The organism is Streptomyces sp. NBC_00223 (assembly GCF_036199905.1).
Classification (GTDB): domain Bacteria; phylum Actinomycetota; class Actinomycetes; order Streptomycetales; family Streptomycetaceae; genus Actinacidiphila.
This window is the reverse complement of the sequence record NZ_CP108109.1, coordinates 3,148,400-3,171,830: the sequence shown is the minus strand read 5'-3', so window position 1 is coordinate 3,171,830 and position 23,431 is coordinate 3,148,400. Positions and strand designations below refer to the sequence as shown.

Annotated in this window: 17 protein-coding genes and 1 pseudogene; 9 read left to right on the top strand and 9 right to left on the bottom strand. The window is 73.8% G+C overall.

Features of this window, described 5'->3' with window-relative positions; genetic code table 11:
* Positions 1-24 precede the first annotated feature (24 nt).
* A complete protein-coding gene (locus OHA30_RS13210; RefSeq protein ID WP_328914022.1) occupies positions 25-498 on the top strand; it encodes a hypothetical protein in 474 nt (157 codons plus the stop codon).
* 52 nt (positions 499-550) lie between these two features.
* Here the strand turns inward: OHA30_RS13210 and OHA30_RS13205 are convergent, their stop codons facing one another.
* Positions 551-1,270: a TetR/AcrR family transcriptional regulator gene (locus tag OHA30_RS13205; protein ID WP_328914021.1), complete on the bottom strand. Its 720-nt coding sequence runs from the start codon at positions 1,268-1,270 to the stop codon at positions 551-553.
* A 268-nt stretch (positions 1,271-1,538) separates the two neighbouring features.
* Here OHA30_RS13205 and OHA30_RS13200 point away from each other — a divergent pair, with 268 nt between their 5' ends.
* The gene (locus tag OHA30_RS13200; protein WP_328914020.1) at positions 1,539-2,741 is read left to right on the top strand and encodes an alpha/beta hydrolase family protein; all 1,203 of its coding nucleotides are present in this window, start codon (positions 1,539-1,541) and stop codon (positions 2,739-2,741) included.
* A gap of 124 nt (positions 2,742-2,865) precedes the next feature.
* On the opposite strand, the gene OHA30_RS13195 is transcribed toward OHA30_RS13200, so the two are convergent.
* Positions 2,866-4,518, bottom strand: a complete 1,653-nt coding sequence (locus OHA30_RS13195) for a DNA repair helicase XPB (RefSeq protein WP_328914019.1) — start codon at positions 4,516-4,518, stop codon at positions 2,866-2,868.
* A 402-nt stretch (positions 4,519-4,920) separates the two neighbouring features.
* Here OHA30_RS13195 and OHA30_RS13190 point away from each other — a divergent pair, with 402 nt between their 5' ends.
* Together OHA30_RS13190 and OHA30_RS13185 are read left to right on the top strand one after the other, a co-directional pair.
* Positions 4,921-6,132 carry an LPXTG cell wall anchor domain-containing protein gene (locus tag OHA30_RS13190; RefSeq protein WP_328914018.1) on the top strand — a complete coding sequence of 404 codons (1,212 nt, stop codon included), beginning with the start codon at positions 4,921-4,923 and terminating at the stop codon, positions 6,130-6,132.
* 240 nt (positions 6,133-6,372) lie between these two features.
* A complete protein-coding gene (locus OHA30_RS13185) occupies positions 6,373-7,002 on the top strand; it encodes a VanZ family protein (protein ID WP_328917850.1) in 630 nt (209 codons plus the stop codon).
* Positions 7,003-7,123: 121 nt separating this feature from the next.
* Here the strand turns inward: OHA30_RS13185 and OHA30_RS13180 are convergent, their stop codons facing one another.
* Positions 7,124-9,718 carry a helicase C-terminal domain-containing protein gene (locus OHA30_RS13180; RefSeq protein ID WP_328914017.1) on the bottom strand — a complete coding sequence of 865 codons (2,595 nt, stop codon included), beginning with the start codon at positions 9,716-9,718 and terminating at the stop codon, positions 7,124-7,126.
* Between the two features lie 177 nt (positions 9,719-9,895).
* On the opposite strand from OHA30_RS13180, the pseudogene OHA30_RS33970 reads away from it, so the two are divergent.
* Positions 9,896-10,003, top strand: a pseudogene (locus tag OHA30_RS33970) (HAAS signaling domain-containing protein); the annotation flags it as partial.
* 948 nt (positions 10,004-10,951) lie between these two features.
* The gene (locus tag OHA30_RS13170; protein ID WP_328917849.1) at positions 10,952-11,671 is read left to right on the top strand and encodes an HAD family hydrolase; all 720 of its coding nucleotides are present in this window, start codon (positions 10,952-10,954) and stop codon (positions 11,669-11,671) included.
* On the opposite strand, the gene OHA30_RS13165 is transcribed toward OHA30_RS13170, so the two are convergent.
* Complete coding sequence (locus tag OHA30_RS13165) at positions 11,650-11,952, bottom strand: hypothetical protein (protein ID WP_328914015.1); 303 nt, start codon at positions 11,950-11,952, stop codon at positions 11,650-11,652. The genes OHA30_RS13170 and OHA30_RS13165 overlap by 22 nt on opposite strands.
* 155 nt (positions 11,953-12,107) lie before the next feature.
* Between OHA30_RS13165 and OHA30_RS13160 the strand changes: the two genes are divergently transcribed.
* Positions 12,108-12,491 carry a cold-shock protein gene (locus tag OHA30_RS13160; RefSeq protein ID WP_328914014.1) on the top strand — a complete coding sequence of 128 codons (384 nt, stop codon included), beginning with the start codon at positions 12,108-12,110 and terminating at the stop codon, positions 12,489-12,491.
* A gap of 201 nt (positions 12,492-12,692) precedes the next feature.
* On the opposite strand, the gene OHA30_RS13155 is transcribed toward OHA30_RS13160, so the two are convergent.
* The 4 genes from OHA30_RS13155 to OHA30_RS13140 all read right to left on the bottom strand — a co-directional run bounded on the left by OHA30_RS13155 (position 12,693) and on the right by OHA30_RS13140 (position 16,330).
* Positions 12,693-13,619 carry a 1,4-dihydroxy-6-naphthoate synthase gene (locus tag OHA30_RS13155; RefSeq protein ID WP_328914013.1) on the bottom strand — a complete coding sequence of 309 codons (927 nt, stop codon included), beginning with the start codon at positions 13,617-13,619 and terminating at the stop codon, positions 12,693-12,695.
* Positions 13,612-14,298, bottom strand: coding sequence for a futalosine hydrolase (locus tag OHA30_RS13150; RefSeq protein ID WP_328914012.1), 687 nt, complete (start codon positions 14,296-14,298; stop codon positions 13,612-13,614). The genes OHA30_RS13155 and OHA30_RS13150 overlap by 8 nt, the downstream gene beginning before the upstream one ends.
* Positions 14,295-14,786, bottom strand: a complete 492-nt coding sequence (locus OHA30_RS13145) for a hypothetical protein (RefSeq protein WP_328914011.1) — start codon at positions 14,784-14,786, stop codon at positions 14,295-14,297. The genes OHA30_RS13150 and OHA30_RS13145 overlap by 4 nt, the downstream gene beginning before the upstream one ends.
* 167 nt (positions 14,787-14,953) lie before the next feature.
* Entirely contained in the window at positions 14,954-16,330 is a 1,377-nt protein-coding gene (locus OHA30_RS13140; protein ID WP_405785593.1) for an MFS transporter, read from the bottom strand.
* Positions 16,331-16,587: 257 nt separating this feature from the next.
* Here OHA30_RS13140 and OHA30_RS13135 point away from each other — a divergent pair, with 257 nt between their 5' ends.
* Together OHA30_RS13135 and OHA30_RS13130 are read left to right on the top strand one after the other, a co-directional pair.
* Positions 16,588-17,367 (top strand): DUF3027 domain-containing protein, encoded by a 780-nt coding sequence (locus OHA30_RS13135; RefSeq protein WP_328914010.1) that lies wholly within the window; start codon positions 16,588-16,590, stop codon positions 17,365-17,367.
* Between the two features lie 209 nt (positions 17,368-17,576).
* Positions 17,577-20,798, top strand: coding sequence for a sacsin N-terminal ATP-binding-like domain-containing protein (locus tag OHA30_RS13130; RefSeq protein WP_328914009.1), 3,222 nt, complete (start codon positions 17,577-17,579; stop codon positions 20,796-20,798).
* A 191-nt stretch (positions 20,799-20,989) separates the two neighbouring features.
* Here the strand turns inward: OHA30_RS13130 and OHA30_RS13125 are convergent, their stop codons facing one another.
* Positions 20,990-23,401, bottom strand: coding sequence for an HAD-IC family P-type ATPase (locus OHA30_RS13125; protein WP_328914008.1), 2,412 nt, complete (start codon positions 23,399-23,401; stop codon positions 20,990-20,992).
* Between the last annotated feature and the right edge of the window lie 30 nt (positions 23,402-23,431).

Here is a 23,431-nt window from a genome sequence, read left to right as displayed (position 1 = left end):
GGACCGGCGGCGTCCAATGGGCGTATGAGAAAGCAGCAGCCCGAGTACCGCGCGTACGAAGTGCCGCCTGCGCGGCCGCACGAGTGGCAGCACGGCGGAATGCCGCAGGGCTTCGGGGCGCCGTCCGCGTACGGGTTCGGGCCGCCGCCACCGCCGTACGGTGTGCGGCCGGTCGACCCCGAGCGGGACCGGCACGCCTTTGTCGCGCCGCTGATCGCCACGGTGCTGGCCGCGCCGGTGATCGTGGTGGGCGGGATGTTCACGATGATCTCCCCGATGGCCACGGACTCGTGCACGGCGCACGGGTGCCAGGCGCTGTACCGGATGCTGCTGCTCGCCCCCTGCCTCCTGGTGCTGGCCGCGGGCGCGCTCGGGGCGTCGTGGGCCATCCCGTGGCGGCGCAGGCACCGCGCGAAGCGGATCGCGCTCGCGGCTCTGGCCCCGCTGCTCGCGCTGACGGCCGCGATGATCTACCTCCACCTCCCGGCCGCGACGTAACGCCTCCGGCCTGGAGGGATTCGACGGCCTCGGATTCGACGGCGCGCGCCGCTCACGGCGAGGATTCCGCACTCCCCTGGCCGGGCGTGTCCGGGGCCGGGCGGGCCGCTGCTATCGCGGCGAGGACGACGGTGGTGAGGCGGTCGAGATAGCCGGGGTCGGTCGGAGTGCGGACCATGGCCAGCCGCCAGTAGAGGGGGGCGATGAGCAGGTCCACGGCCATCTCGCGGTCGGTGTCCGAGCTCAGCTCGCCGCGCGCGATCGCGCGGTCCATTATCGCGGTGGCCCGTGCCCGGCGGGTGTCCCGCAACTCGTAGAGGGTTTGGGCCAGTTCGGTGCTGCGATGGGCCTCCACCAGCAGGTCGGGGACGATACGTGACACCAGCGGGTGCCGGAGGCCGGCATCGACCGCGGTCAGGAAGGCGCTGACGTCACCGCGGAGCGAGTCGGTGCGGTCGTCGGTGAGGTTGTCCTTGACGCCGGCGATGAGTGCCTCGGTCAGCGCGTGCTTGGAGGGCCAGCGCCGGTAGAGGGCGGGCCTGCTCACCTTGGCCCGACGGGCGACCGCGTCCAGGGTCAGCCCGCCGTAACCGTGTTCGGCCAGTTCCAGGGCGGCGGCCCGCAGGATCGCCTCCGTCACGTCCGCGCGCATCACCGCCGCGCCGGCCGGTTTGCGCTTTTTCCCGGCCGATGCCGGTGCCGGGTCCGCCGTGCCGCTTGCGTCGACGTTCGTGCCGTGCCCCGCGGCGGGGTGTTCGGGTTCGTTCGTCACGGCGCCCAGCGTAGCCGTACGTCGATACGTATCCGCATCGACCTCACCCCGGCGGGCGGCCCGGCGCGCACCAAGGACCCTCGTGAGTGGCGTGGATCACTCTCTCCCGTACGTCGATACGTTTGCGCATCGACGTCGGCCGTGTCTTACTGGAGGCACGACGCCGATACGTACTCGTAACGACGTAACGGCGTAACGTCGTCCGGTGGGTGGCGCCACGCCACCGCCGTGACACCGCGAGCCGAACCGAACCCGAGAGGTCCACCCCATGAAGTTCCTGTTCGACGAAGAGTCCTTCTCCTACGAGACCCTGCGCACCGCCGGTTTCGCCGGCGCCGGCGGGGCGGACCTCGGCGAGGTGCTGGTCACCGCCGCCGCCATCCCCGAGCGCGACGAGACCGCCTGGCACCGGGCCTGGAAGGCCGCGGCCGACCGCGCCAGGGGCCTGGCCGACGACGCGCTGGCCGAGGGGGACCGGGTCGGCGCGCGCGGTGCCCTCCTGCGCGCCTCGAACTACTACCGCACCGCCGACTTCTACCTGCGCGACGACGCCGACCACGACCCCGAGGTCCGCTTGCTCTCCCGGCTGTCGCGCGAGACCTTCTCCCGCGCGGTGGAGCTGATGGACCGCCCGGTCCGCCCGGTCGCCATCCCCTACGAGGGCACCACCCTGCCCGGCTACCTCTTCCTGGCCGACGACAGCGGCAGCGCCCGTCCCACGATCATCTACAACAGCGGATTCGACTCGACGCTGGAGGAGTCGTACTTCGTACTGGCCGCGGCCGCCAACGAGCGCGGCTACAACGTGCTGGCCTTCGACGGCCCCGGCCAGGGCGCGGTGGTGCGCGAGCAGCGCCTGCGGTTCCGCCCCGACTGGGAGGCCGTGATCACCCCTGTCGTCGACTTCGCCCTGACCCAGCCGGAGACCGACGCCGACCGGCTGGCGCTGTTCGGCTACAGCCTCGGCGGTCTCCTGGTGGCCAGGGCAGCCGCCTTCGAGCCGCGGATCTCCGCGCTGATCCTCGACGACGGCCTGTACAGCTACCACGACGCCAACCTCCAGGCCGTGCCGCCGTTCCTGGCCGAGTGGATTCTCACCGGCAAGGACGCCGAGGCCAACGCGGTCGCCGGCATGGTCGCGAGCTTCTCCACCTCGGTGAGCTGGGGCCTGCGCAACGGCATGTGGACCTTCGGCGCCGCCTCCCCGGCCGAGTACATCCGGATGACCCAGCCGTACACCATGGAAGGCATCGCCGACCGGATCACCTGCCCCACCCTGGTCTGCGACGCCGAGAACGACTACTTCTTCAAGGGCCAGGCGGAGCGTATCCACGCCGCGCTGACCTGCGAGAAGGAACTGATCACCTTCACCGAGGCCGAAGGCGCCGGCGAGCACTGCCACATGGGTGCCATGTCCTACTTCCACCAGCGCCTCTTCGGCTGGCTCGCCCGCACCCTCCCCGCCGCGTGAGCGGTGCCGGAGGGAGACAGCCCCGGTGTCCGGTCCGCCGACCCGCGGACCGGACACGGGGGCTCCCGGACGCTATTCCGCGGCCGTCTTCCTCCAGCCCGCGGGACAGTCCGAAAGAAACGCCCTAGATGTCGTCGTCCGCGTTGGTGAGGAGGGCGTCCGCGTCGACGATGCGGTAGGCGTAGCCCTGCTCGGCCAGGAAGCGCTGGCGGTGCGCCGCGAAGTCCTGGTCGATCGTGTCCCGCGCGACCACCGAGTAGAAGCGGGCCTCGTGCCCGTCCGCCTTCGGCCGCAGCACCCGGCCGAGCCGCTGCGCCTCCTCCTGGCGGGAGCCGAACGTCCCCGACACCTGGATCGCGACCGTCGCCTCGGGCAGGTCGATCGAGAAGTTCGCGACCTTGGAGACGACCAGCACGGACAGCTCACCGTTGCGGAAGGCGTCGAAGAGCTTTTCGCGCTGCGCGTTGGACGTCTCGCCCTTGATGACCGGCGCGCCCAGGTGCTCGCCCAGCTCGTCCAGCTGGTCGATGTACTGCCCGATGACCAGCGTCTGCTGCCCCTGGTGCTTCTTGACCAGCGCCTCCGTGACCTTCCGCTTCGTCGCGGTGGTCGCGCAGTAGCGGTACTTGTCCTCGGCCTCGGCGGTCGCGTAGGCCAGCCGCTCGGTGTCCGTCAGATTGACCCGGACCTCCACGCAGTCGGCGGGCGCGATGTAGCCCTGCGCCTCGATCTCCTTCCACGGCGCGTCGAACCGCTTCGGCCCGATCAGCGAGAAGACGTCCGACTCGCGGCCGTCCTCCCGTACGAGCGTCGCGGTCAGACCGAGCCGGCGCCGCGCCTGGAGGTCGGCGGTGAACTTGAAGACGGGCGCGGGCAGCAGATGCACCTCGTCGTAGAGGATCAGCCCCCAGTCCCGGGAGTCGAAGAGCTCCAGGTGCGGATAGACGCCTTTGCGGCGAGTCGTGAGGACCTGGTAGGTGGCGATGGTGACCGGGCGGATCTCCTTGCGCGTACCGCTGTACTCGCCGATCTCGTCCTCGGTGAGCGAGGTGCGCCTGACCAGCTCGTGCTTCCACTGGCGGGCCGAGACCGTGTTGGTGACCAGGATCAGCGTGGTCGCCTTCGCCTCGGCCATCGCGCCCGCGCCCACCAGCGTCTTGCCCGCGCCGCACGGCAGGACGACCACACCGGAGCCGCCGTGCCAGAAGTTCTCCACGGCCTGCTTCTGGTACGGGCGCAGCGCCCAGCCCTCCTCGCGCAGCTCGATGGCGTGCGCCTCGCCGTCCACGTATCCGGCGAAGTCCTCCGCGGGCCAGCCGAGCTTGAGCAGCACCTGCTTGATCTGGCCGCGCTCGGAGGGGTGGACGGCCACGGTGTCCTCGTCGATCCGGGCGCCGACCAGCGGCTGCACCCGCTTGGACCGCAGGATCTCCTCAAGGACCGGCCGGTCGGTGCTGGTCAGGACCAGGCCGTGGGTGGGGTGCTTGCTCAGCCGCAGCCGGCCGTAGCGGTCCATCGTCTCGGCCACGTCGACGAGCAGGGCGTGCGGGACCGGGTAGCGGGAGTACTCCACGAGCGCGTCGACGACCTGCTCGGCGTCGTGGCCCGCGGCGCGCGCGTTCCACAGGCCGAGCGGGGTCAGCCGGTAGGTGTGGATGTGCTCGGGGGCGCGTTCCAGCTCGGCGAAGGGGGCGATGGCACGGCGGCAGGCGTCGGCCTGTTCGTGGTCGACCTCCAGGAGAAGCGTTTTGTCGCTCTGGACGATGAGGCAGGACACGCGGGACCTCCGGTCGGGGACGGGGTCGGGGGAGCGGTGGGGTACGTCGGGACGCGGGCGTCGGCGGGTCGGATCGGTCGGCGTGGTCCGCGCGGGGTCCTGGGGGACGGTCGCGCGGTGGGGACGGCCGGACGGGTGGGCGGGGGTGCTGTGTGCGGCCGACGTGGTCGGCCTACGGGGGCGAACAGAAAATTGTACGTCCGGCGGAGGGTGGCTCCGGGTGGTCGGCGTCACCGCGGCGGTGCGCGGGCCGGGGCGCCCGGGTGGTACGTGGCTCCGGGTGGCCTTCGTCACTCCGATGGCGGGCGGCCCTGCGTCGAACGGGTGGCCATCCGTGCGAATCCATGGCGTCGCCTATGTGTCATACATGGTGATCAGTCGTATTTGATGTTTTCTGCCCCCATGGATCACCAGCACTCGCTTCCTCCCGCCGAGCCGCGCAAGCGGGGGACGTTCCGCGCGGTCGCGGCGTCCACGGCCGTCGCCGGCGCGGCAGTCATGACCGCTGCCGGCCTGTTGCTCCTCCCCGGCTCCTCCGCCAGCGCCGCCTCAACGGCCGCCGGGTGGCAGAGCCAGGACGGGCAGTCGGACTTCAACTGGCACACGTCGTACGCCACGACCACGACCACGACCACGGCCGCGGCGTCGGACCCGTCCGCCGCCGCGGAGGCCCCGGGCGCCTCGGACGCGTCGGAGGCGTCGGACGCCTCCGGCACGTCGGACGCCTCCGGCACGTCGCACGCCTCGGACACTTCACACGCATCGGACACCTCGAAATTCCTGGACCAGATCCTGCACGCCCGTGTGCCGGGCGTGAAGGGCTCCGGGCTGAGCAAGGGCTCCTTGACCCCGAACCTGGGCTCGCTGCTGTCGAACCTGGGTTCCCACGACTCGTCGCACGGTCAGGACTCGGACGATTCGTCGTACGGGCGTGACTCGGACGACTCGTCCTACGGTCAGGACTCCGACGACTCGTCCTACGGGCAGGGGTCGGACGAGTCGTACGGCCAAGGTTCGGACGACTCGTCGTACGGCCAGGGTTCCGGTGACTCGTACGGCCAGGGTTCGGACGATTCGTCGTACGGCCAGGACTCCGGCGGTTCGTACGGGCAGGAGCCCGGCGGTTCGTACGGGCAGGGTTCCGGCGGCTCGACCTACGGGCACGACTCGGGTGGTTCCACGTACGGAAACGGCTCGGGCGGCACCTACGGGCACGCTCCGACGACACCTCCGACGACGCCGCCGACCACCCCGCCCACGACTCCTCCCACCACGCCCCCCACCACGAGTTGCCCGCCCACCACACCGCCTCCGACCTGGACCAGGCCGCCGACGACCCCGCCGACCACCTGGACGCGCCCCCCGACGACCCCGCCCACGACCTGGACGCGGCCGCCGACGACGCCTCCGACCACGACACCTCCCACCACCCCGCCGACCACGCCTCCCACGACGTGGACGACTCCGCCCACCACGCCTCCCCACCACCCGCACCGTCCCCACCTGCCGCACACCGGCGCCGAGGTGGGCTGGACCGCCGCGGCGGCCGCGGGCGTGCTCGGTGCGGGCGGACTGCTCATGGTGGTGTCGCGCAGGCGCGGACGTCACAACTAGGCACGCGCGTACCCGTACGCACGCCGCCTTCTCCCGTACGGCTCTCCGTACGGCCCCTGCGGTGATCCGGCCGCCGTACGCCGCTCGACCAGCGGCGTACGGCGGCCGGTCGCGGGTAGACGCCGCCGGGACGGTGGACACGCGAGGGGGCGGCTGATGGTGACGCGTATGACGCGGTTCGGTACGGCGTTGCGGAGGACGCGGCCGAAGGGGGAGGCGGTCCCGGGGCGGAAGCGCGGGCTGCGGGGAGCCGAGCGGGGGCCCAAGACGCCGAATTCGCGTCCTGGGCGCGAGGCGGATGCGAAGCCAGGGCGCGAGGCGGACGTCGTGCCGCGCGCTCCCGGGGCCCGGCGGCCGCCCCTACTCCAGCGGCACGCCCTCGGTCCGGCGCTCGCCCGCGCGGCCGTGCTCGCCGTCGCCCTCGTGTGCATGGTGGGCTTCGCGGTGGCGCTGGCCAGGGTGACCCTGGTGCCGTCGCCGTCCTCGGACGCCCTGATCCACACGAATCTGCGCCCGGGCGCCTCGATCCGGGCCTACCTCGACCAGCCACTCCTGCGGGACACCGTCAAGCAGATCGGCGGCAACATCCTGCTCGGCGTGCCCTTCGGCGTGCTGCTCCCGGTGCTCTTCCCGCGGGCCCGCGGACTGGTCCGGGTCGCGCTGCTCACCGCGCTGGTGATGGTCCTGGTCGAGACGGCCCAGGGGCTGATCGTCGAGGGCCGCGCCTTCGACGTCGACGACGTCATCCTCAACACGACGGGTGCCCTGCTCGGCTACCTCCTCCTCGGCCGCCGCCTGGGCCGCGCCCTCCACCCCCGCCGCCCCCACTGGTACCACCGCCGTCCCCCCACCCCGAAAGCCCCCCGCTGACGGCCCCACGGCCCATTGTCAGTGGTTCATGTCACGCTCTGTGAGTGAGGCATCGGAGCGGAGGAGGTACGGCAGTGGGCCCGAGTGGGCCGGGGGAGCGCTGGTTGTGGCGCGGGGGTGATCAGGTGGGGGTGTCGGTGAGTTCGGAGACGCCCGTGATGCGGTGGAGGGCGAAGGTGCGGACCTCGTCGGCGGTGTGGTCGTACGCGGTGACGTAGCCGCCCTCGACGCGGACCGGGGCGATCACGCGCTGGCTGGCGGCGCCGTCCGCGTTCACGTAGCCGATCCACAGGGACTCGCCGCTGAGCGTGGCCGCCTGCATCGTGGCCAGCGTGTCGGCAGCCGGGGTGCGGGGAAGGCCGTCGCCCGAGGCGGCCGCGGCGGGCGCGCGGTGCACGGCGGTGGCGGCCCGGTCACCCGCCCGGATCGCCTTGACCGCGGCGCCGAGCAGCGCGGTGTCGGGGGTCGGCGGACCGTCCGTGAGCGGGACGGGCGGCGTACGCGGCGGGGTGCGCTTGGCGTCCGGCCGGGTGATCAGCACGTCGCCCTCGGCGGACTCGGCGGCGGGCGCGAGCCCCATCGCCCGCAGCCGTTCCAGCAGCGTGGACGGGTCCGCCTGCGCGGCCAGCACGGTCGGCGCGAGGCGGCGCAGGCCAAGACCCGAGGCGCGGCGGTCGGCGAGGAGTTCGGCGAGCAGCGCGTCATCGTCGCAGCGCAGATAGGCGGCGGCCGCGCCGACCCGAAGGGTGCCGTGGCGGCGGGCCATGTCGTCGATGAGGTAGCTGAGCGGCTGCGGGACCGGCGTACGGGAGTGCGCGGTCAGGAACGCCTGGAGTTCGGCCGCCGTACGGCCCGCGTCCAGGGCGCGGCGCACCGACTCGGGCGTGAAGCGGTAGACGGTCGCGCCGCCCTTGGACTCGATGTCGGCGAGCACGCCGAGGGTGTCGGCGAGCGGGCCGACCAGCGGGCCGGGCGCGACGGCGGTCAGGTCGGCCTGGAGCAGCACGTGGTCGAGGGGTTCGGGCAGCAGCGGGGCGAGCAGCGCGGCGGCGGTCGCCCCCGGGTCGCCCCCGGTCCGGGCCTCGCCCTTGGTGCGGGCGTCACCCTTTGGCGCGAGCATCGCTCGGCCGTGGGCGGCGAGCGCGCCGCGCCCGGTGATGCCCAGGGTCTCGGCGTCGTGCAGCGTCCAGCTGAGCAGGTCCGCGCGGAAGGCGTCCGCGCCCGCCCGCAGCGGACGGTCCCAGCGCAGCCGGGCCAGCAGCGAGTCGCGGGTGGCGGCGGAACCGGGCGGCAGCTCGGCGAGCAGCCCGAGCGTACGGCGGCGTACCTGCGGGGTCAGCGCCCGGTCCAGATCGGGGCCGAGCGCGGCCAGCGCCCGGCCCTTGGCGTCGCGGCTGCCGACGAGACCGGGCGTACGGGTCGTGCCGAGCCAGGCGCCGGCCAGTACGGTCCACTGCTCGTGCGGCGGGAGCTGCCGCCAGTCGTCGGCGGCGGGCGTGGGCGCGTACGCCTCGTCGAGTTCGCCGTCGGTGGCGATCAGACCGGCGGCGTAGGCGAGTTCGAGCCAGAAGGCGGTCTGCGGCTCGGGCAGGTCGAGGGCGGTCGCGGCTCGCTTGAGGTCGCGGACGCTGATGCCGCCGGCCCGCAGCACCGCAGGGCCGCCGGTCTGCCACTCGGTGACGACCTCGGTGACGGTCCGGACCGCGGTGAGCGCCTGGCCCGCCGCCGTGAGGTCGACCGTGCGCTGCTGGCGGGGGACGGGCGCCAGGGGCGGGGGCAGCGGCTCGGGTACGCGGTGGGCGCGGCCGCCGCGCAGGGTCAGGGCGGCCTCGCGGGGCAGTACGACGTTGTGCCGGCCCGAGGGGAGCAGCAGGCCGCGGGCGAGCAGCCACTGCACGGGGGTGGTGGCGGTCGCGGCTCGTACGGGCACGGTGGCGTCCCGTACTTCGCCGTAGGGCGGGCCCCACACCAGGCGTTCCAGTACGGCCCCGGCGGCGGCCGGCGCGCCCGCCAGCAGCGCGGTGAGGCGTTGCGGGTCGCCGAAGAGGGCGGTGAGCGCGGCGATGGCGCTGATCGGGTCGTGGGTCGCGGGCAGGCCCGCGTCCGCGACGATCTCCTGCAACCGGGCCGGTGACATGCCGGCTGTCGCCTCGCCGACGGACGGGCCGAGGCCGGTGGCCGAGACGACGGTGGGGGAGGGGGCGAGGATGTCGCGGGCCGTCCGTACGAGCCGCAGCCGGTCCTCGCCGCCCCACACCAGCGCCCGCGCCCGCAGCACGTCCAGCGCCCGCGGCAACTGGGCCACGACGCCCTCGTAGGTCCCGACGTCCAGCCCACCTTCGCCTGCGGCGAGCCCGGCCTCGCCCCCCGTCCCGCCGGGGTGGTCGGGCGCGTCGGCGGGCGTGGCGGTTCTGGGCGGGGCCGGGGGTGCGGGTGGGCGGCCCGTCATCAGCGCGCGGAGTGATTCGTAGCCGCAGGGGTCCGGGGACACGGCCAGTGCCTCGGCCACCTGGTGGGTGAACGCGTCGAGCTGGTCCAGCGTGCGGAGCACGGACGCGCGGGTCGCGGCCCTGGTGGCGAGCTGGGTGAGGTCCGTGGGGACGGGCGTCAGGAGGTCCGGGCGGGTGCGCAGGAGAAGGGCCAGCGCCTCGTCGTCTCGGGCGCGCAGGTCCTCCGCGAGCGTGCGCGGCTCCGTGCCGCGGCCTCCGGTCGTCATCCGTCCCACATTAGCCGCACGGCTCGAATATCCGAGCCCGCGCGCGGGGTGAGGACAGCCCCCGGGCCGGGCGAGTACGGTCGTTCCTGGCCGAACGGGGGCCAACGCAGCATGGTGGAAGGGGGCTTGACGGTGGGTGTCGAGAGTGACCGGCTGGTGTTCGACTATCTGAGCCGGGTCGGCGATCTGGCGCAGACCGCCCTGCCCGCCGCGCAGCGGATGCAACTCGTCGCGCAACTGCGCAACGACATCGACCGCGAGCGCCGCGGCGCCGACAGCCCGGCCACCGTCGAGCGCATCCTGGGCCGGATCGGCAGCCCGGACGCGGTCGTGGAGGCCGCGGCGGGCACGGGCGGCCGTACCCGCGCGTCGTCCTCCGACGACGCGCCCGCCGCCGAGCCGCCGCCCGGCTCGTACGGGCCCTACGCCAAGCGCGCCCCCGGCCCCCAGGTCCCCCGGGCCCGCGCGGAGGACGCCGAGAACGCGTCCGACGCCAAGGGCGCGAAGACGGCCAGGGGCTCCGGCCGCGACTCCGACTGGCTGCGCGTCGACCCCCGCGGCGCCGGAGGCCATTTCCGCGCCGGGGACGAGCTGACCGGGCTGCCGGGGATGACCGGCGGCATCTTCATCCCGTTCGACGACGAGGACCTCGAAGAGGGCGAGGACGACGCCGGACCCGGCCCGGGCCTCGCCCCACCCGCGGCGGACGAGGAAGAGGTGTACGAGGAGGAGCCCAAGGGCGGCACGCCCCGCCGCCGGCTCCTGCGCCGCCGAGAGGGCGGAGGCGCCGGCAAGGGCCTCGGCAACCCCGTACTCCTGCTGGCCGCGGTCCTGTTGATCGCGGGCGCCGCCATCGGCTCGTGGATACCGCTCGGCCTCGGCTGGCTCGCCGGCTGGTTCTCGCCCCGGCTCTCGCGCCCGCAGGCGAAGTTCGCCGTCCTCGGCATCCCGGGCCTGGCCGTCCTGGGCATGGCGGTGTGGCTGTGGGGCCGCAATGCGGGCAAGTGGAGCACGCCCATCGCGCAGGGTCAGATGGGCCAGGCGATGCAGGACGCCTTCCCGGCCACCGTACGGCTCGCGGCCTTCGGCTCCGCGCTCTACCTGCTATGGCGCAGCCGGCGTACCGCGTAGCAGATCTGACACCACGTCAGGTCCAGCGCCGCCGGGTCACCCGGTGCGCGCCACCGGGACGATTCGGGCACCGGCCCACAAGAGCTCGACCGGCCGGTGACAATGGGTGGCGTGACCAACGATCTCTCCGCGCCGACGCCGGTCCCGACGCCGGTCCGGACGCCGACCCCGCAGCCGTCCGTTCCCCAGCCGGGAGCCCCGAGCCCCCGCTCCCCGCTGACCGTCGGCTTCGACCTGGACATGACCCTGGTCGACTCGCGGCCCGGCATCCGGGCGGTGTTCGAGCGGCTGGCCGCCGAGACCGGTGTCTTCATCGACGGGGATCTGGCCGTGACCCGGCTCGGGCCGCCGCTGGAGCAGGAGCTCGCCCACTGGTTCCCGGCCGAGCACGTCCAGGAGATGGGCGACCGCTACCGCGCCCTCTACGTGGACCACGCGATCGTGCCCTCACCCGCGATGCCGGGCGCGGCGGAATCCGTCGCGGCGGTGCGGGCGGCGGGCGGACGGCCGGTCGTCGTCACCGCCAAGTACGAGCCGAGCGCCCGGCTGCACCTCACCCACCTCGGCATCGACGCGGAACTGCGCGGCTGGCTGTGGGCGGAGGCGAAGGCGCGGGCGCTGATCGAGTACGGCGCGGCCGTCTACGTCGGGGACCACACCGGGGACGTACGCGGCGCCCGGGCCGCGGGGGCGCTGTCGGTGGCGGTGACCACCGGGCCGTTCGACGCGGAGACGCTGCGCGCGGCCGGGGCCGATGTCGTACTCGGCGACCTGACCGAGTTCCCCGCCTGGTTCGCGGACTACAGCTCGGCGGCGGCCTGAGCGGGCGCGCCGCCGTCCCGTACGCCTGAGCCGCCGTCCGCGCCCCCGACCGCCTCACGCAGCGCCTGCCGCTGGGACAGCGCCGAGCGCAGCACACCGCCGAGGGCCAGCGCGAGCCCGACGGCCATCAGCATCGACACGAAGTACGCCGGCGTCGGCAGCCGGTGGGTGCCCAGCAGCAGCGGGGCGACGGTGGCCATCGTGCCGACCGCCCCCACCAGGAACACGATCGCGCCGACCCGCACGAGCAGGTCACCGGCGCCCAGGGTTTGTTTGCTCACCGGACAAGGGTAGGTCCGTTCCGTGGACACCGGGGAACGTGACCTCGGCGTCTTGTCACACAGCGGCAGGCCATTAGCCTGGTGCCAGCGGGTCTCCGATGGACCCGCTGATGTCATATTCACAGCAGTTTCGAGCAATGAGGACGAGGTCGGACGTGCCTACCGGCAAGGTCAAGTGGTTCAACAGCGAGAAGGGCTTCGGCTTTCTCTCCCGCGATGACGGCGGCGACGTCTTCGTGCACTCCTCGGTGCTGCCCGACGGCGTGGCGGCCCTCAAGCCCGGACAGCGCGTGGAATTCGGAGTCGTCGCGGGACAGCGCGGCGACCAGGCACTTTCGGTGACTCTGCTCGACCCCGCCCCCTCCGTCGCGGCCGCTCAGCGCCGCAAGCCGGACGAGCTGCTGCCCATCGTGCAGGACCTCACGACCCTGCTGGAGGACGTCGCCCGCTCGCTCCAGCGCGGCAAGTACCCGGACAAGGCGCACGGCCACAAGATCGCCTCCGTGCTGCGGGTCGTGGCGGACCAGCTGGACGTATGACGGTGTCGGGCGGCGGCGTTTGACGTGACGGACGCCGGCGTTTGACAGGACGGGCGTTTTTCCGGAGGGGCCGCCTCCGGAAAAACGCCCGCAAGTATTTCAGGACACGATTCCGCGCGGTTTCCGGTCAAGGATTTCCGGGCGGGGGCGGAAAATCCGGGACGCCGCCGGACCTCAATGACCCCCGCCCGCAAGACCGTTCTAAAAAGCCAGCGCGTCCGCGCCCAGCGGCGGTACAAGCCCTTCGGCCGCCGCCCGGGTGAGCAGACCCCGTACGGCCGCGTAGCCGTCCTCGCCCAGATCGGCGGTGAACTCGTTGACGTACAGCCCGATGTGCTGGTCGGCGACCGCCGGGTCCATCTCCTGGGAGTGCGCGAGCACATACGCGCGGGAGGCGTCCGGGTCGTCCCACGCCCTGCGCACCGAGTCGCGCGCGGCCTCCGCCAGCGCGTGCAGCCGCTCCTTGCCCAGCGAGCGCTTGGCGATGATCGCGCCCAGCGGGATCGGCAGCCCGGTGGTGGACTCCCAGTGCTCGCCCATGTCCGCGAGGCTGTGCAGCCCGTAGTTCTGATAGGTGAAGCGGGCTTCGTGGATCACCAGACCCGCGTCCACCCGGCCGTCGCGGACCGCGGGCATGATCTCGTGGAAGGGCAGCACCACGATCTCGCCGACCCCGCCGGGCACCTCGGCCGCCGCCCACAGCCGGAAGAGCAGATACGCGGTCGACCGCTCGCTCGGCACCGCCACCGTCTTGCCCGCCAGGTCCACCCCGGGCTCACGGGTGAGCACCAGCGGCCCGCAGCCGCGGCCCAGCGCGCCGCCGCAGGGCAGCAGCGCGTACTCGTCCAGCACCCACGGCAGCACCGCGTACGAGACCTTGAGGACGTCGAACTCGCCGCGCTCGGCCATCCCGTTGGTGAGGTCGATGTCGGCGAAGGTCACATCGAGCGGCGGCGCGTCGGGGATCAGGCCGTGCGCCCAGGCGTGGAAGACGAAGGTGTCGTTGGGACAGGGGGAGTACGCGATCCGCAACGCGTCGCCGTCCGCCGTGCCCGGCCGGCCGGGCGCCGGCTCAGCCGTGTTCTGTGCGTTGTCAGCGTTGCTTGCGTTGTCCGCGTTGCTAGCCATGCTTTGCCTCAACCTCCAGCGCGGCCGGGAGCTTCCCGAACGCCGTCGTCAGCGCCGCCAGTGCCTCGCCGATCCGCCAGGCCGCCCGGTCCCGGGGGCCGACGGCGTTGGACACCGTACGGATCTCCAGTACGGGTACGCCGGCCGCGGCGGCGGCCGCCGCCACCCCGAACCCCTCCATCGCCTCGGCCACCGCGTCCGGGTGGCGGGCGGTCAGCTCGGCGGCGCGCTCGGCCGTACCGGTCACCGTGGACACCGTGAGAACGGGCCCGTACGCCGCGTGCAGCGCCTCGGCGACGGCCCGGCTCAGCGCGGCCGGCGGCAGGTGGCGCGAGGCGCCGAAGCCCAGCTCGTCGACCGGTACGAAGCCCTCGGCCGTCCGTACCCCGAGGTCCGCGGCCACGATCGCGGACGCGACGGCGACCGTGCCCACCGGCGCGGCCGGGGCGAAACCGCCGCCGATGCCGGCCGAGACCACCAGGCCGTACGGGCGTCCCGCCGCCTCGGCGCGGGCCAGCGCGGTCGCGGTGGAGGCGGCGGCCGCCGCGGGGCCGACCCCGCCCGCGACGACATCGGCGGCACCGTCCAGCCCCGCCAGCACGGCGTCGCGCTCCGGTGCCACCGCGGTGATCACGAGCAGCCGGGCGGGCACGGACGGGTGGGGCGGGCGCCCGGTCATGTGCCCCGGACGAGGGTGAACTGGATGACCCGGTAGGAGTTCTGGCCGCTGGTGTCGGTGGACTCCACGATGTTCAGCGTCACCGACTTCGCCTGCTGCGACTGGCCGGTCTGCGGGTCCTGCACGGTGAACAGCGTCGCGCTGTCGAGCGTCCAGTAGGTCTTGTCCTTGAGCAGTTCGGGCGTGGCCAGCGAGGTGTTCTGCACGATCAGCCAGCCCTTGTCGCCGATCGACGGGTCGACGCCGATCCGCACCTGGTCGCCCACCGGCACGGTGATGTGGTGCGTGGGCTTCGCCTGGAGGCAGGCCACGAAGATCTGCTCCGGCAGCTTGGCGCCCTTGGCGTAGCACTTGGAACTGGCCTCCGCCGTGACGGTGTTGCTGCCGACGGTCACCGTGGCCAGCGCGGTCGGCTTTTCACAGGCGGTGAGGGCGATCAGCCCCAGGGATACGGCACCGATAGCGGTGGCGGCGCGGCGAATGCTCATGGGGGGAGGCTACCGGGCGGTTGCCCCGGGCCCGCGTGGGGGTGCTGCGTGTCCCCGCGCGGGAGCCGCAGGCCGGGGCCGGTGCGCGAGGCCGACCGGGCGCGGTGCGCCGGGCCGGCCGGGCGCGTGCGTACGCCTTGCGGCACCACCCGTGCGGGGGGTGCCGCTCAGGCCACCCGGGCGCGCGCCGTACCGCCCCGGCGGGCGGCCCCCAACAGGCCGCGTACCGACACCGAGAAGGCCAGCAGCACCAGGCAGGCCGCCACCGCCATGCCCAGCGAACCGTTGAGCGGCAGGAGTATCCCGATGCCGCCGCCGACCACCCACGACAGCTGGAGGGCGGTCTCGGAGCGGGCGAAGGCCGAGGTCCGCACCCGCTCGGGCACATCGCGCTGGATCAGCGCGTCGAGCGACAGCTTCGCCAGCGCCTGCGAGATGCCCGCCACGGCCGCGACCGCGCCGACCGTCACCAGGCTGTACCAGCCCGCCGCGACGGTGGCCGCCGTCAGCGCGCAGACCAGCACACCGCCGATGATCACCTCGGGCCCGCGCGCCTTGAGCCACGCGCCGAGCGCCGTGCCGAGCGCGTTGCCCGCGCCCGCCGCCACACCCACGACGCCGAGCGACATCGCCGGGGTCAGCCCGCCGAGCGGATGCTCGCGCAGCATGAACGCCAGGAACATCGTCAGGAAGCCGGACAGCGCCCTCAGCCCCGAATTGCCCTGGAGCGCGTGCAGCACCGAGGAGCCGACGCCGAGCAGGCCCGGCTGCTTGCCCGGCACCCCGGAGGGCTCGGCCGGCGCCTCCTCGTCCGCGGTCAGCCGGGCCTTGCTCTCGCCGTGCGAGGAGTCCACCTTCGGCGGCAGCGACATCGACAGCAGCGCGCCGCAGACGAAGACGGCGAAGGCCCCGTAGAGCGGCCACTGCGGTCCGATGACGTGCAGCCCGGCCCCGACCGGCGCCGCTATGGCCGTCGCCAGCAGACCCGAGAGGGTGACCCGGGAGTTCGCCTTCACCAAAGTGGTACGGCCCGGGAGCAGCCGCGGCACCACCGCGCTGCGCACGACCCCGTACGCCTTCGAGGCCACCAGCACACCCAGCGCCATCGGATACAGGCCGAGGCCGGCGGTCGAGACCACCCCGGCCATCGTCCAGGCCAGCACCGCGCGGGCCACCATGGACATCGCCATCGCGGCCCTGCGGCCGTGCTGCAACCGGTCGAGCAGGGGTCCGACCACCGGGGCGAGGAGCGCGAACGGCGCCATGGTGACCAGCAGATACAGCGCGACCCGGCCGCGGGCCTCGCCGCTGGGCACCGAGAAGAACACCGTGCTGGCCAGCGCGATGGTGATCAGCATGTCGCCCGCGGAGTTGACCGCGTGCAGCTCGATGAGTTTGGCCAGACCCGACTCGCCCGCGCCCCCCGCGTGTGTCGTCCGGCGGACACGGCGGCGTACGCCACCCGCCAGCCGCCCCACGCCGCTCGCGAGGGCGCGCCCGGCGCTGCGTACGGGCCCTGGGCCCGCGGTCACGGTTCGTGCCACGACGCAATCCTGCCCCAATTGGAAGATCACGCACCCCCTCCTTTGCGCACGTGGTGCACACCGGTAGCGTGCGATCGCGCAGAATGGTGACAACAGGTGCGCTCGAAGAGGCTCGGGCAGGCCGGGGAAGCAGGGAACGAACGCGTTGAAGCGGTCCACAGGTCCGCTCCGCCGCCGCTCTCGGCACCGGGTCCGTCCGCCCGCGGGGGCACACGTGAGACGGCGTAGAGAGAGAAACGATTTCTGTGAGTCCTGCGATGCGAAGCCGTACCCCTGACCGCCTGTGCGCCGAGGCGGTCGATGTCGCGCTGGCCGTGACGCTGGAGGCGGCGGGCCCACAATCCGTCGGTGAGCACCTGGGGGTCGTCGCGGAGGGCGACCGGGTCGTCACCCATCTGTTCGCCTGCAACGAGCCGGCGTACCGGGGCTGGCAGTGGGCCACCACGCTCACCCGGGCCTCGCGCGCCAAGAACGTCACCATCGACGAGACGGTGCTGCTGCCCGGCCCCGACGCCGTGCTCGCGCCCGAGTGGGTGCCGTGGAGCGAGCGGCTGCGCCCCGGCGACATGGGCCCGGGCGATCTGCTGCCCACGGAGGCCGACGACCTGCGGCTCGAACCGGGGTGGGCGGGCGAGATCGTGCCCGTGGAGACCTCGGACGACGACGTGGTGCCCTCGGTGGCGAAGATCGGCTCGGTCGCGGGAGAGCTGGGCATGGGCCGGCCCCGGGTGCTGTCCCGGTTCGGGCTGCACACGGCCGCGGACCGCTGGGAGGAGCAGTTCGGGGCGAAGACCCCGATGGCCCAGGCGGCGCCCGCGCAGTGTGTGAGCTGCGCGTTCCTGGTGCCGATCGCCGGATCGCTGAGCCAGGCGTTCGGGGTGTGCGCGAACGAGTTCTCCCCGGCGGACGGACGGCTGGTCTCCCTGGCGTACGGGTGCGGTGGCCACTCCGAGGCCGCGGTCATGCCGGCGCCGCCCCGCCCGGCACCGATGGTCCTGGACGACCTCCACGACACGGACGAGCTGGACGAGTCGTAGCGACGGGGGCACCGCCGGCCGGATCGGCGGGGCCCGAAGGCCGACGTATCGCCGGTGACGCGTGGTGTCGCCGGTAGCGGGTGGTGCGGGCGGGCACCCGGCCGCGCCGCCGGACGCGGGCAGGACCGGTGAGCCCGGCAGCACCATTTGGCGGTACCGTCACCGCAAAGCCCTCAGGGGCGGACCACGGCAAGAACGGAAGGGCGGACGTGACCCGCGCAGGCGTGACCCGAACGGCCCCGGAAGGCCATCCCGACCCCTTCCGCACCAGCACCCTGCGCCACGCGGTGACCACCGCCTGGTCCACCTCCGCCGCCCGCTTCCGCGAGGACGCCAACGCCGAGGAGGACCTCGCCCTCGGCGGCTACCGCGACCGTCTGGTCGTCGAACTCGCCCAGAACGCCGCCGACGCGGCGATCCGCGCGGGCGTCCCCGGCCGCCTCCGCCTCACCCTTCACGCGGCCGACCCGGACGCCGAGGACGACGGCGAAGCCGTCCTCGCCGCCGCCAACACCGGCGCCCCCCTCGACGCCGCCGCCGTCGAATCGCTCTCCACCCTGCGCGCCTCCGCGAAGCGCGAGGAAGGACCGGCCGCCGTCGGCCGCTTCGGCGTCGGCTTCGCCGCCGTCCTCGCCGTCAGCGACGAACCCGCCGTGCTCAGCCGTACCGGCGGCGTCCGCTGGTCGCTCGCCGAGGCCCGAGCGCTGGCCGCCGACATCCCCGGCATGGCAGAGGAGTTGCGGCGCCGCGACGGCCATGTCCCGCTGCTGCGGCTGCCGTTCCCGGCGGAGGGCACCGCGCCGGAACCGTACGACACCGTCGTCGTCCTGCCGCTGCGCGACGGCGCCGCCACCGATCTGACGGTCCGGCTGCTCGACGCCGTGGACGACGCGTTGCTGCTCGCGCTGCCCGGACTCGCCGAAGTGGTGATCGAGACACCCTCGGGCGTACGCACCTTGACGCGACGTCAACTCGACGGCGGCGACGTGCTGATCGAGGACACCGCCCGGATCGAGCCCACCCGCTGGCGCGTCGGATCCGCCGCGGGCGACCTGAAACCCGAACTCCTCGCCGACCGACCGGTCGAGGAGCGGCTGCGTCCGGTCTGGTCGGTCACCTGGGCCGTCCCGGTGGACGCCGAGGGCGCCCCGGCCACCCCGCGCACCGCGGGCGTCGTGCACGCGCCCACCCCGACCGACGAACTCCTCGGTCTGCCCGCGCTGTTGCTCGCCTCCTTCCCGCTCGACCCGACCCGGCGGCACGCCGCCCCCGGCCCGCTCACCGACTTCCTGCTGGACCGCGCGGCCGAGGAGTACGTACGTCTGCTCGCCGGGTGGCAGCCCGTCGGCCCCGGCGTGGTCGACCTCGTGCCCGGCCCGCTCGGCAAGGGCGAACTGGACGCCGAGCTGCGCCGCCGGGTGCTGGCCGCCCTGCCCCGTACCGCCTTCCTGCCGCGCGCCGCCGAGATGCCGGTGGCCGAGAGCGGCGGCCCCGCCGCGGACCCGCACTCCTGGGACGGTGGCGGCCCGCTCGCGGGCGAGGGCCACGCGCTGCGCCCGGTCGAGGCCGAGGTGGTGGAGGGCGCCACCGCGCAGGCCGTACGCGTACTGGCCGAGGTGCTGCCGACGCTGCTGCCCGCCACGCTCGAACGGCGCCCCGCGCTGCGTCAGTTGGGCGTCGCCCGGCTCACCCTCGCCGACGCGGTCGACCGGCTGGCCGGCGCCGAACGCCCGGCCGACTGGTGGTGGCGGCTCTACGACGCCCTGGCCGGCACCGACGCGGACGTCCTCAGCGGCCTGCCCGTACCGCTCGCCGACGGCCGTACGGTGGTCGGCCCGCGCCAGGTGCTGCTGCCCGTGCGCGGCGAGAACGCCGCCGAGGTGGACCCCGCCGTGCTCGCCCGGCTCGGCCTGCGGCTCGCCCACGCCGACGCCGCCCACCCGCTGCTGGAGAAACTCGGCGCCGCGCCCGCCACCCCGAGGGCCATCCTGACGACCCCCCAGGTACGGGCCGCCGTCGCCGCCTCGCTCGACGACGACAACGCCACCTGGGACGACGAAACCGGCCTGGACGCCGAGGAGTTGGCCGACACCGTGCTCGGCCTCGCCAAGGCCGCGGGCCTCGCGCCCGGCGAGGAGCCCTGGCTGTCCGGGCTCGCCCTGCCCGACGAGGACGGTGAACTCGCCCCCGCCGGTGAACTCGTCCTCCCCGGCAGCCCGCTGGAGGCCGTCCTGCGCGAGGGCGAACTCGGCACCGTGGACGCCGAACTGGCCGACCGCTGGGGTGAACAGCCGCTGACCGCCATCGGGGTGCTCGCCACCTTCGCACTGGTCCGCGCCACCGATGTCGTCCTCGACCCCGACGACCTCGAACCGCGCGACACCGACTGGGCGCAGCCCGACGACGTCGGTCTGCTCGACGCCGTCGACGTCTGGTGCGAGGACATCCTCGACCAGCTCCCCGAGACCGATGTACCGCCCGTGGCCACCGAGATCATCGGCGTGCGCGACCTCGACCTCGTGGACGACGACGCCTGGCCGCAGGCGCTCGCCCTGCTCTCCCGGCCGCCGCTGCGGGACGCCGTGACCGCGCCGGTCCGGGTCCTGCTGCCCGACGGCACGACCGAGTCCGTACGCCCCTACGCCGCCTGGTGGCTGCGCGACCACCCGGTCCTCGACGGCCGCCGCCCGGTCGGCCTGCGCGCGGCCGGCGGCGACCGACTGCTCGCCGGGCTCTACGACGAGGCCGAGACCGACACGGCCGTGGACGAGCAGGTGCTGCGGGCGCTCGGCGTACGGACCTCCGCGGCCGCGCTGCTCGCCGAACCCGGGGGCGCGGCCGAGCTGTTGGGCCGTCTCGCCGACCCCGGACGGCAGGTCGGCGCCGCGCAGCTCCACCGGCTGTACGCGGCGCTCGCCGACCTCGATCCCGAACAGGTCACGCTGCCCGACGAGTTGCGAGCGGTCCTCGACGGCGCGACGGTCGTCGTGGACGCGGCCGACGCGGTGGTCGCCGACGCGCCCGATCTGCTGCCGCTCGCGGACGGGTTGCCGCTGCTGCCCGTGCCGCCGCGGCTGGCCGCCGAGTTGGCCGAGCTGTTCCAGGTACGGCGGCTGAGCGAGGCCGTCGAGGCGGCCGTCGTCTCCGAGGGGGAGGAGCACGAAGTGCTCCCGGCGGTCTTCGATCTGTTGCCGGCCGCGCCGGGGGCGTATGTCGAGCACGAGCAGCTGCTCGTCGGGGACGGAGACGGCGACGGGGTCGAGGTGGACTGGCGGTACGTGGGCGGGGTGCTGCACGCGTCCACGGTGGAGGGGGTCGCGGCTGGGCTCGCCTGGGCGGCGGGGCACTGGGAGCGGCGCTTTGAGGTGGCGGCGTTGTTGGAGGATCCGTCGCGGACAGGGGAGTTGGCGCGGGACCGCTGGTTCGACTGACGTAGGGGCGCTCAATCGCCGCGCGGGCTTGTCCTCAAACGCCGGACGGGCTTTTTCTGCCCTCAAACGCCGGGCGGGCTGATTCGCCCTCATGCGCCGGGCGGGCTTTCTGCGCTCAGACGCCGCGCGGGCTCCTGCGCTCAATCGCCGCGCGGGCTTGTCCTCAGACGCCGGACGGGCTTTTCCTGCCCTCAGACGCCGGGCGGGCTGGGATTTCCGCCGAGCGGGCTGGTTTTGCGGGCTGCCGCCGCCCAGCTGAGTTCCAGGAGGAGTGCGGCCGCCGCGGCGATGGCGACGGCGGTCCAGGGGATTTCGTGGCCGACCAGGCGGAGGGCGAAGAAGGTCTGGAGCCAGGGGGTGACCAGGACCACGACGAAGGCGAGGCCCATCGCGAGGACCAGGCCCACGCGCCACCAGGTGTACGGGCGGGCGACGATCGCCAGTACCCACACCTCCGTCAGGAACAGCGTCAGCGTCGCCGCGCTGGTCTCCGCGGCCAGTGCCCCGCTCCCGGTGTAGTGGTGGCGCGCCACCATGTACGTCGCGAAGGCGGCCGCCCCGCAGATCAGCCCCGCGGGCGTCGCGTACCGCATCACCCGGCGGACGAAGTGCGGCTGGGCCCGCTCCTTGTTGGGCGCGAGCGCGAGGAAGAAGGCCGGGACGCCGATCGTCAGTGACGACAGCAGCGTCAGATGCCGGGGCAGGAACGGGTACGGGAGCTGCCAGCACACCACCAGCAGCGCGAGCAGCACCGAGTACACCGTCTTGGTGAGGAAGAGCGTGGCGACCCGGGTGATGTTGCCGATCACCCGGCGGCCCTCGGCGACGACGGACGGCAGTGTGGCGAAGCTGTTGTCGAGCAGCACGATCTGGGCCACCGCCCGGGTCGCCTCCGACCCCGCGCCCATGGCGACGCCGATGTCCGCGTCCTTGAGCGCGAGCACGTCGTTGACGCCGTCGCCGGTCATCGCCACGTTGTGGCCGCGGGACTGGAGGGCGCCGACCATGTCCCGCTTCTGCTGCGGGGTGACCCGGCCGAAGACCGAGCCCTCGTCCAGCACGGCCGCCATCTCGTCCCGCCCGGTGGGCAACCGGCGTGCGTCGACCGGCCGTTCGGCGCCCGGCAGCCCGAGCTTCGCGGCGACCGCGCCGACCGAGACCGCGTTGTCGCCCGAGATGACCTTGGCGCGCACGTCCTGCTCGGCGAAGTACCGCAGGGTGTCGGCGGCGTCGGGCCGCAGCCGCTGTTCGAGGACGACCAGCGCCCGCGGGACGACCGCCGCCGCGGCCGCCGGGTCGTCGAGCGCCCGGTCGGTACGGGCCAGCAGCAGCACCCGCAGCCCCTCGTCGTTGAGCCGGTCGACCTCGGCCAGGGCGGTGTGCCCGTCCGGCAGCAGTACGTCGGGGGCGCCCAGCAGCCAGGTGCCCGTCGTGCCGCCGGGCTCGGTGAGGGCGGCGCCGCTGTACTTGCGGGCGGAGCTGAACGGCAGCGTCCCGGCGGTGTGCCAGCCCTCGGCGCCGCCCGCCGGGTAGGCGTCGACGATCGCCTGGAGGCTGGCGTTGGGGCGCGGGTCGGCGGCGCCGAGGGCGGCCAGCACCCGGGCCACGTACGGCTCGTCGGCGCCGTCGAGCACCCGCAGCTCGCTGACGTCCATGCCGCCCTCGGTGAGGGTGCCGGTCTTGTCGAGGCAGACCACGTCGACCCGGGCCAGCCCCTCGATCGCGGGCAGTTCCTGGACCAGGCACTGCTTGCGGCCGAGCCGGACCACGCCGATCGCGAACGCCACCGACGTCAGCAGCACCAGGCCCTCGGGCACCATCGGCACGATGCCGGCCACCGTACGGCGTACGGCCTCGTGCCCGTCGCTGCTCTCCACCGTCAGCTGGCTGATGATCAGACCGATCGCCGCCGGGATCATCATCCAGGTCACGTACTTGAGGATCTGGCTGATGCCGTTGCGCAGTTCGGAGTGGACCAGGGTGAAGCGGGACGCCTCGTCGGCGAGCTGGGCCGCGTAGGCCTCCCGGCCGACCTTGGTGGCCGCGAAGGCGCCGCCGCCCGCGACCACGAAGCTGCCCGACATCACCGGGTCGCCGGGGCGCTTGAGCACGGGGTCGGCCTCGCCGGTCAGCAGTGACTCGTCGATCTCCAGGCCGTCGGCCTCGACGACCTCGCCGTCGACCACGACCTTGTCCCCCGGGCCGAGTTCGACCAGGTCGCCGAGAACGATGCCGGAGGTGGGGATCTCGGCGGCCGTACCGTCCCTGCGGACCATGGGCCTGGCCTCGCCGATCACTGCCAGGCTGTCCAGGGTCCGCTTGGCGCGCAGCTCCTGGATGATGCCGATCCCGGTGTTGGCGACGATGACGAAGCCGAACAGGCCGTCCTGGATCGGCCCGACGACCAGGATGACCAGGAAGAGCAGGCCGATGATGGCGTTGAACCGGGTGAAGACATTGGCCCGGACGATGTCGGCGGTGGAGCGCGATGAGCGTACGGGGACGTCGTTGACCTCGCCGCGCGCGACGCGTTCGGCGACCTCGGCGCCGGTGAGCCCGGGGTGCCGGGCAGCGGCCGGTTCGGTGTCCGTGCGTTCCGTCATGCCCTCGACCGTACGTGGCGGCCGCGGCTT

Coding starts and splice junctions, on each gene's coding strand:
- OHA30_RS13210 (WP_328914022.1), top strand. CDS start 25: ATGAGAAAGCAGCAGCCCGAGTACCGCGCGTACGAAGTGCCGCCTGCG.
- OHA30_RS13200 (WP_328914020.1), top strand. CDS start 1,539: ATGAAGTTCCTGTTCGACGAAGAGTCCTTCTCCTACGAGACCCTGCGC.
- OHA30_RS13180 (WP_328914017.1), bottom strand. CDS start 9,718: ATGACGACCGGAGGCCGCGGCACGGAGCCGCGCACGCTCGCGGAGGAC.
- OHA30_RS13135 (WP_328914010.1), top strand. CDS start 16,588: ATGCGAAGCCGTACCCCTGACCGCCTGTGCGCCGAGGCGGTCGATGTC.
- OHA30_RS13170 (WP_328917849.1), top strand. CDS start 10,952: ATGGGTGGCGTGACCAACGATCTCTCCGCGCCGACGCCGGTCCCGACG.
- OHA30_RS13190 (WP_328914018.1), top strand. CDS start 4,921: ATGGATCACCAGCACTCGCTTCCTCCCGCCGAGCCGCGCAAGCGGGGG.
- OHA30_RS13155 (WP_328914013.1), bottom strand. CDS start 13,619: ATGGCTAGCAACGCGGACAACGCAAGCAACGCTGACAACGCACAGAAC.
- OHA30_RS13150 (WP_328914012.1), bottom strand. CDS start 14,298: ATGACCGGGCGCCCGCCCCACCCGTCCGTGCCCGCCCGGCTGCTCGTG.
- OHA30_RS13125 (WP_328914008.1), bottom strand. CDS start 23,401: ATGACGGAACGCACGGACACCGAACCGGCCGCTGCCCGGCACCCCGGG.
- OHA30_RS13145 (WP_328914011.1), bottom strand. CDS start 14,786: ATGAGCATTCGCCGCGCCGCCACCGCTATCGGTGCCGTATCCCTGGGG.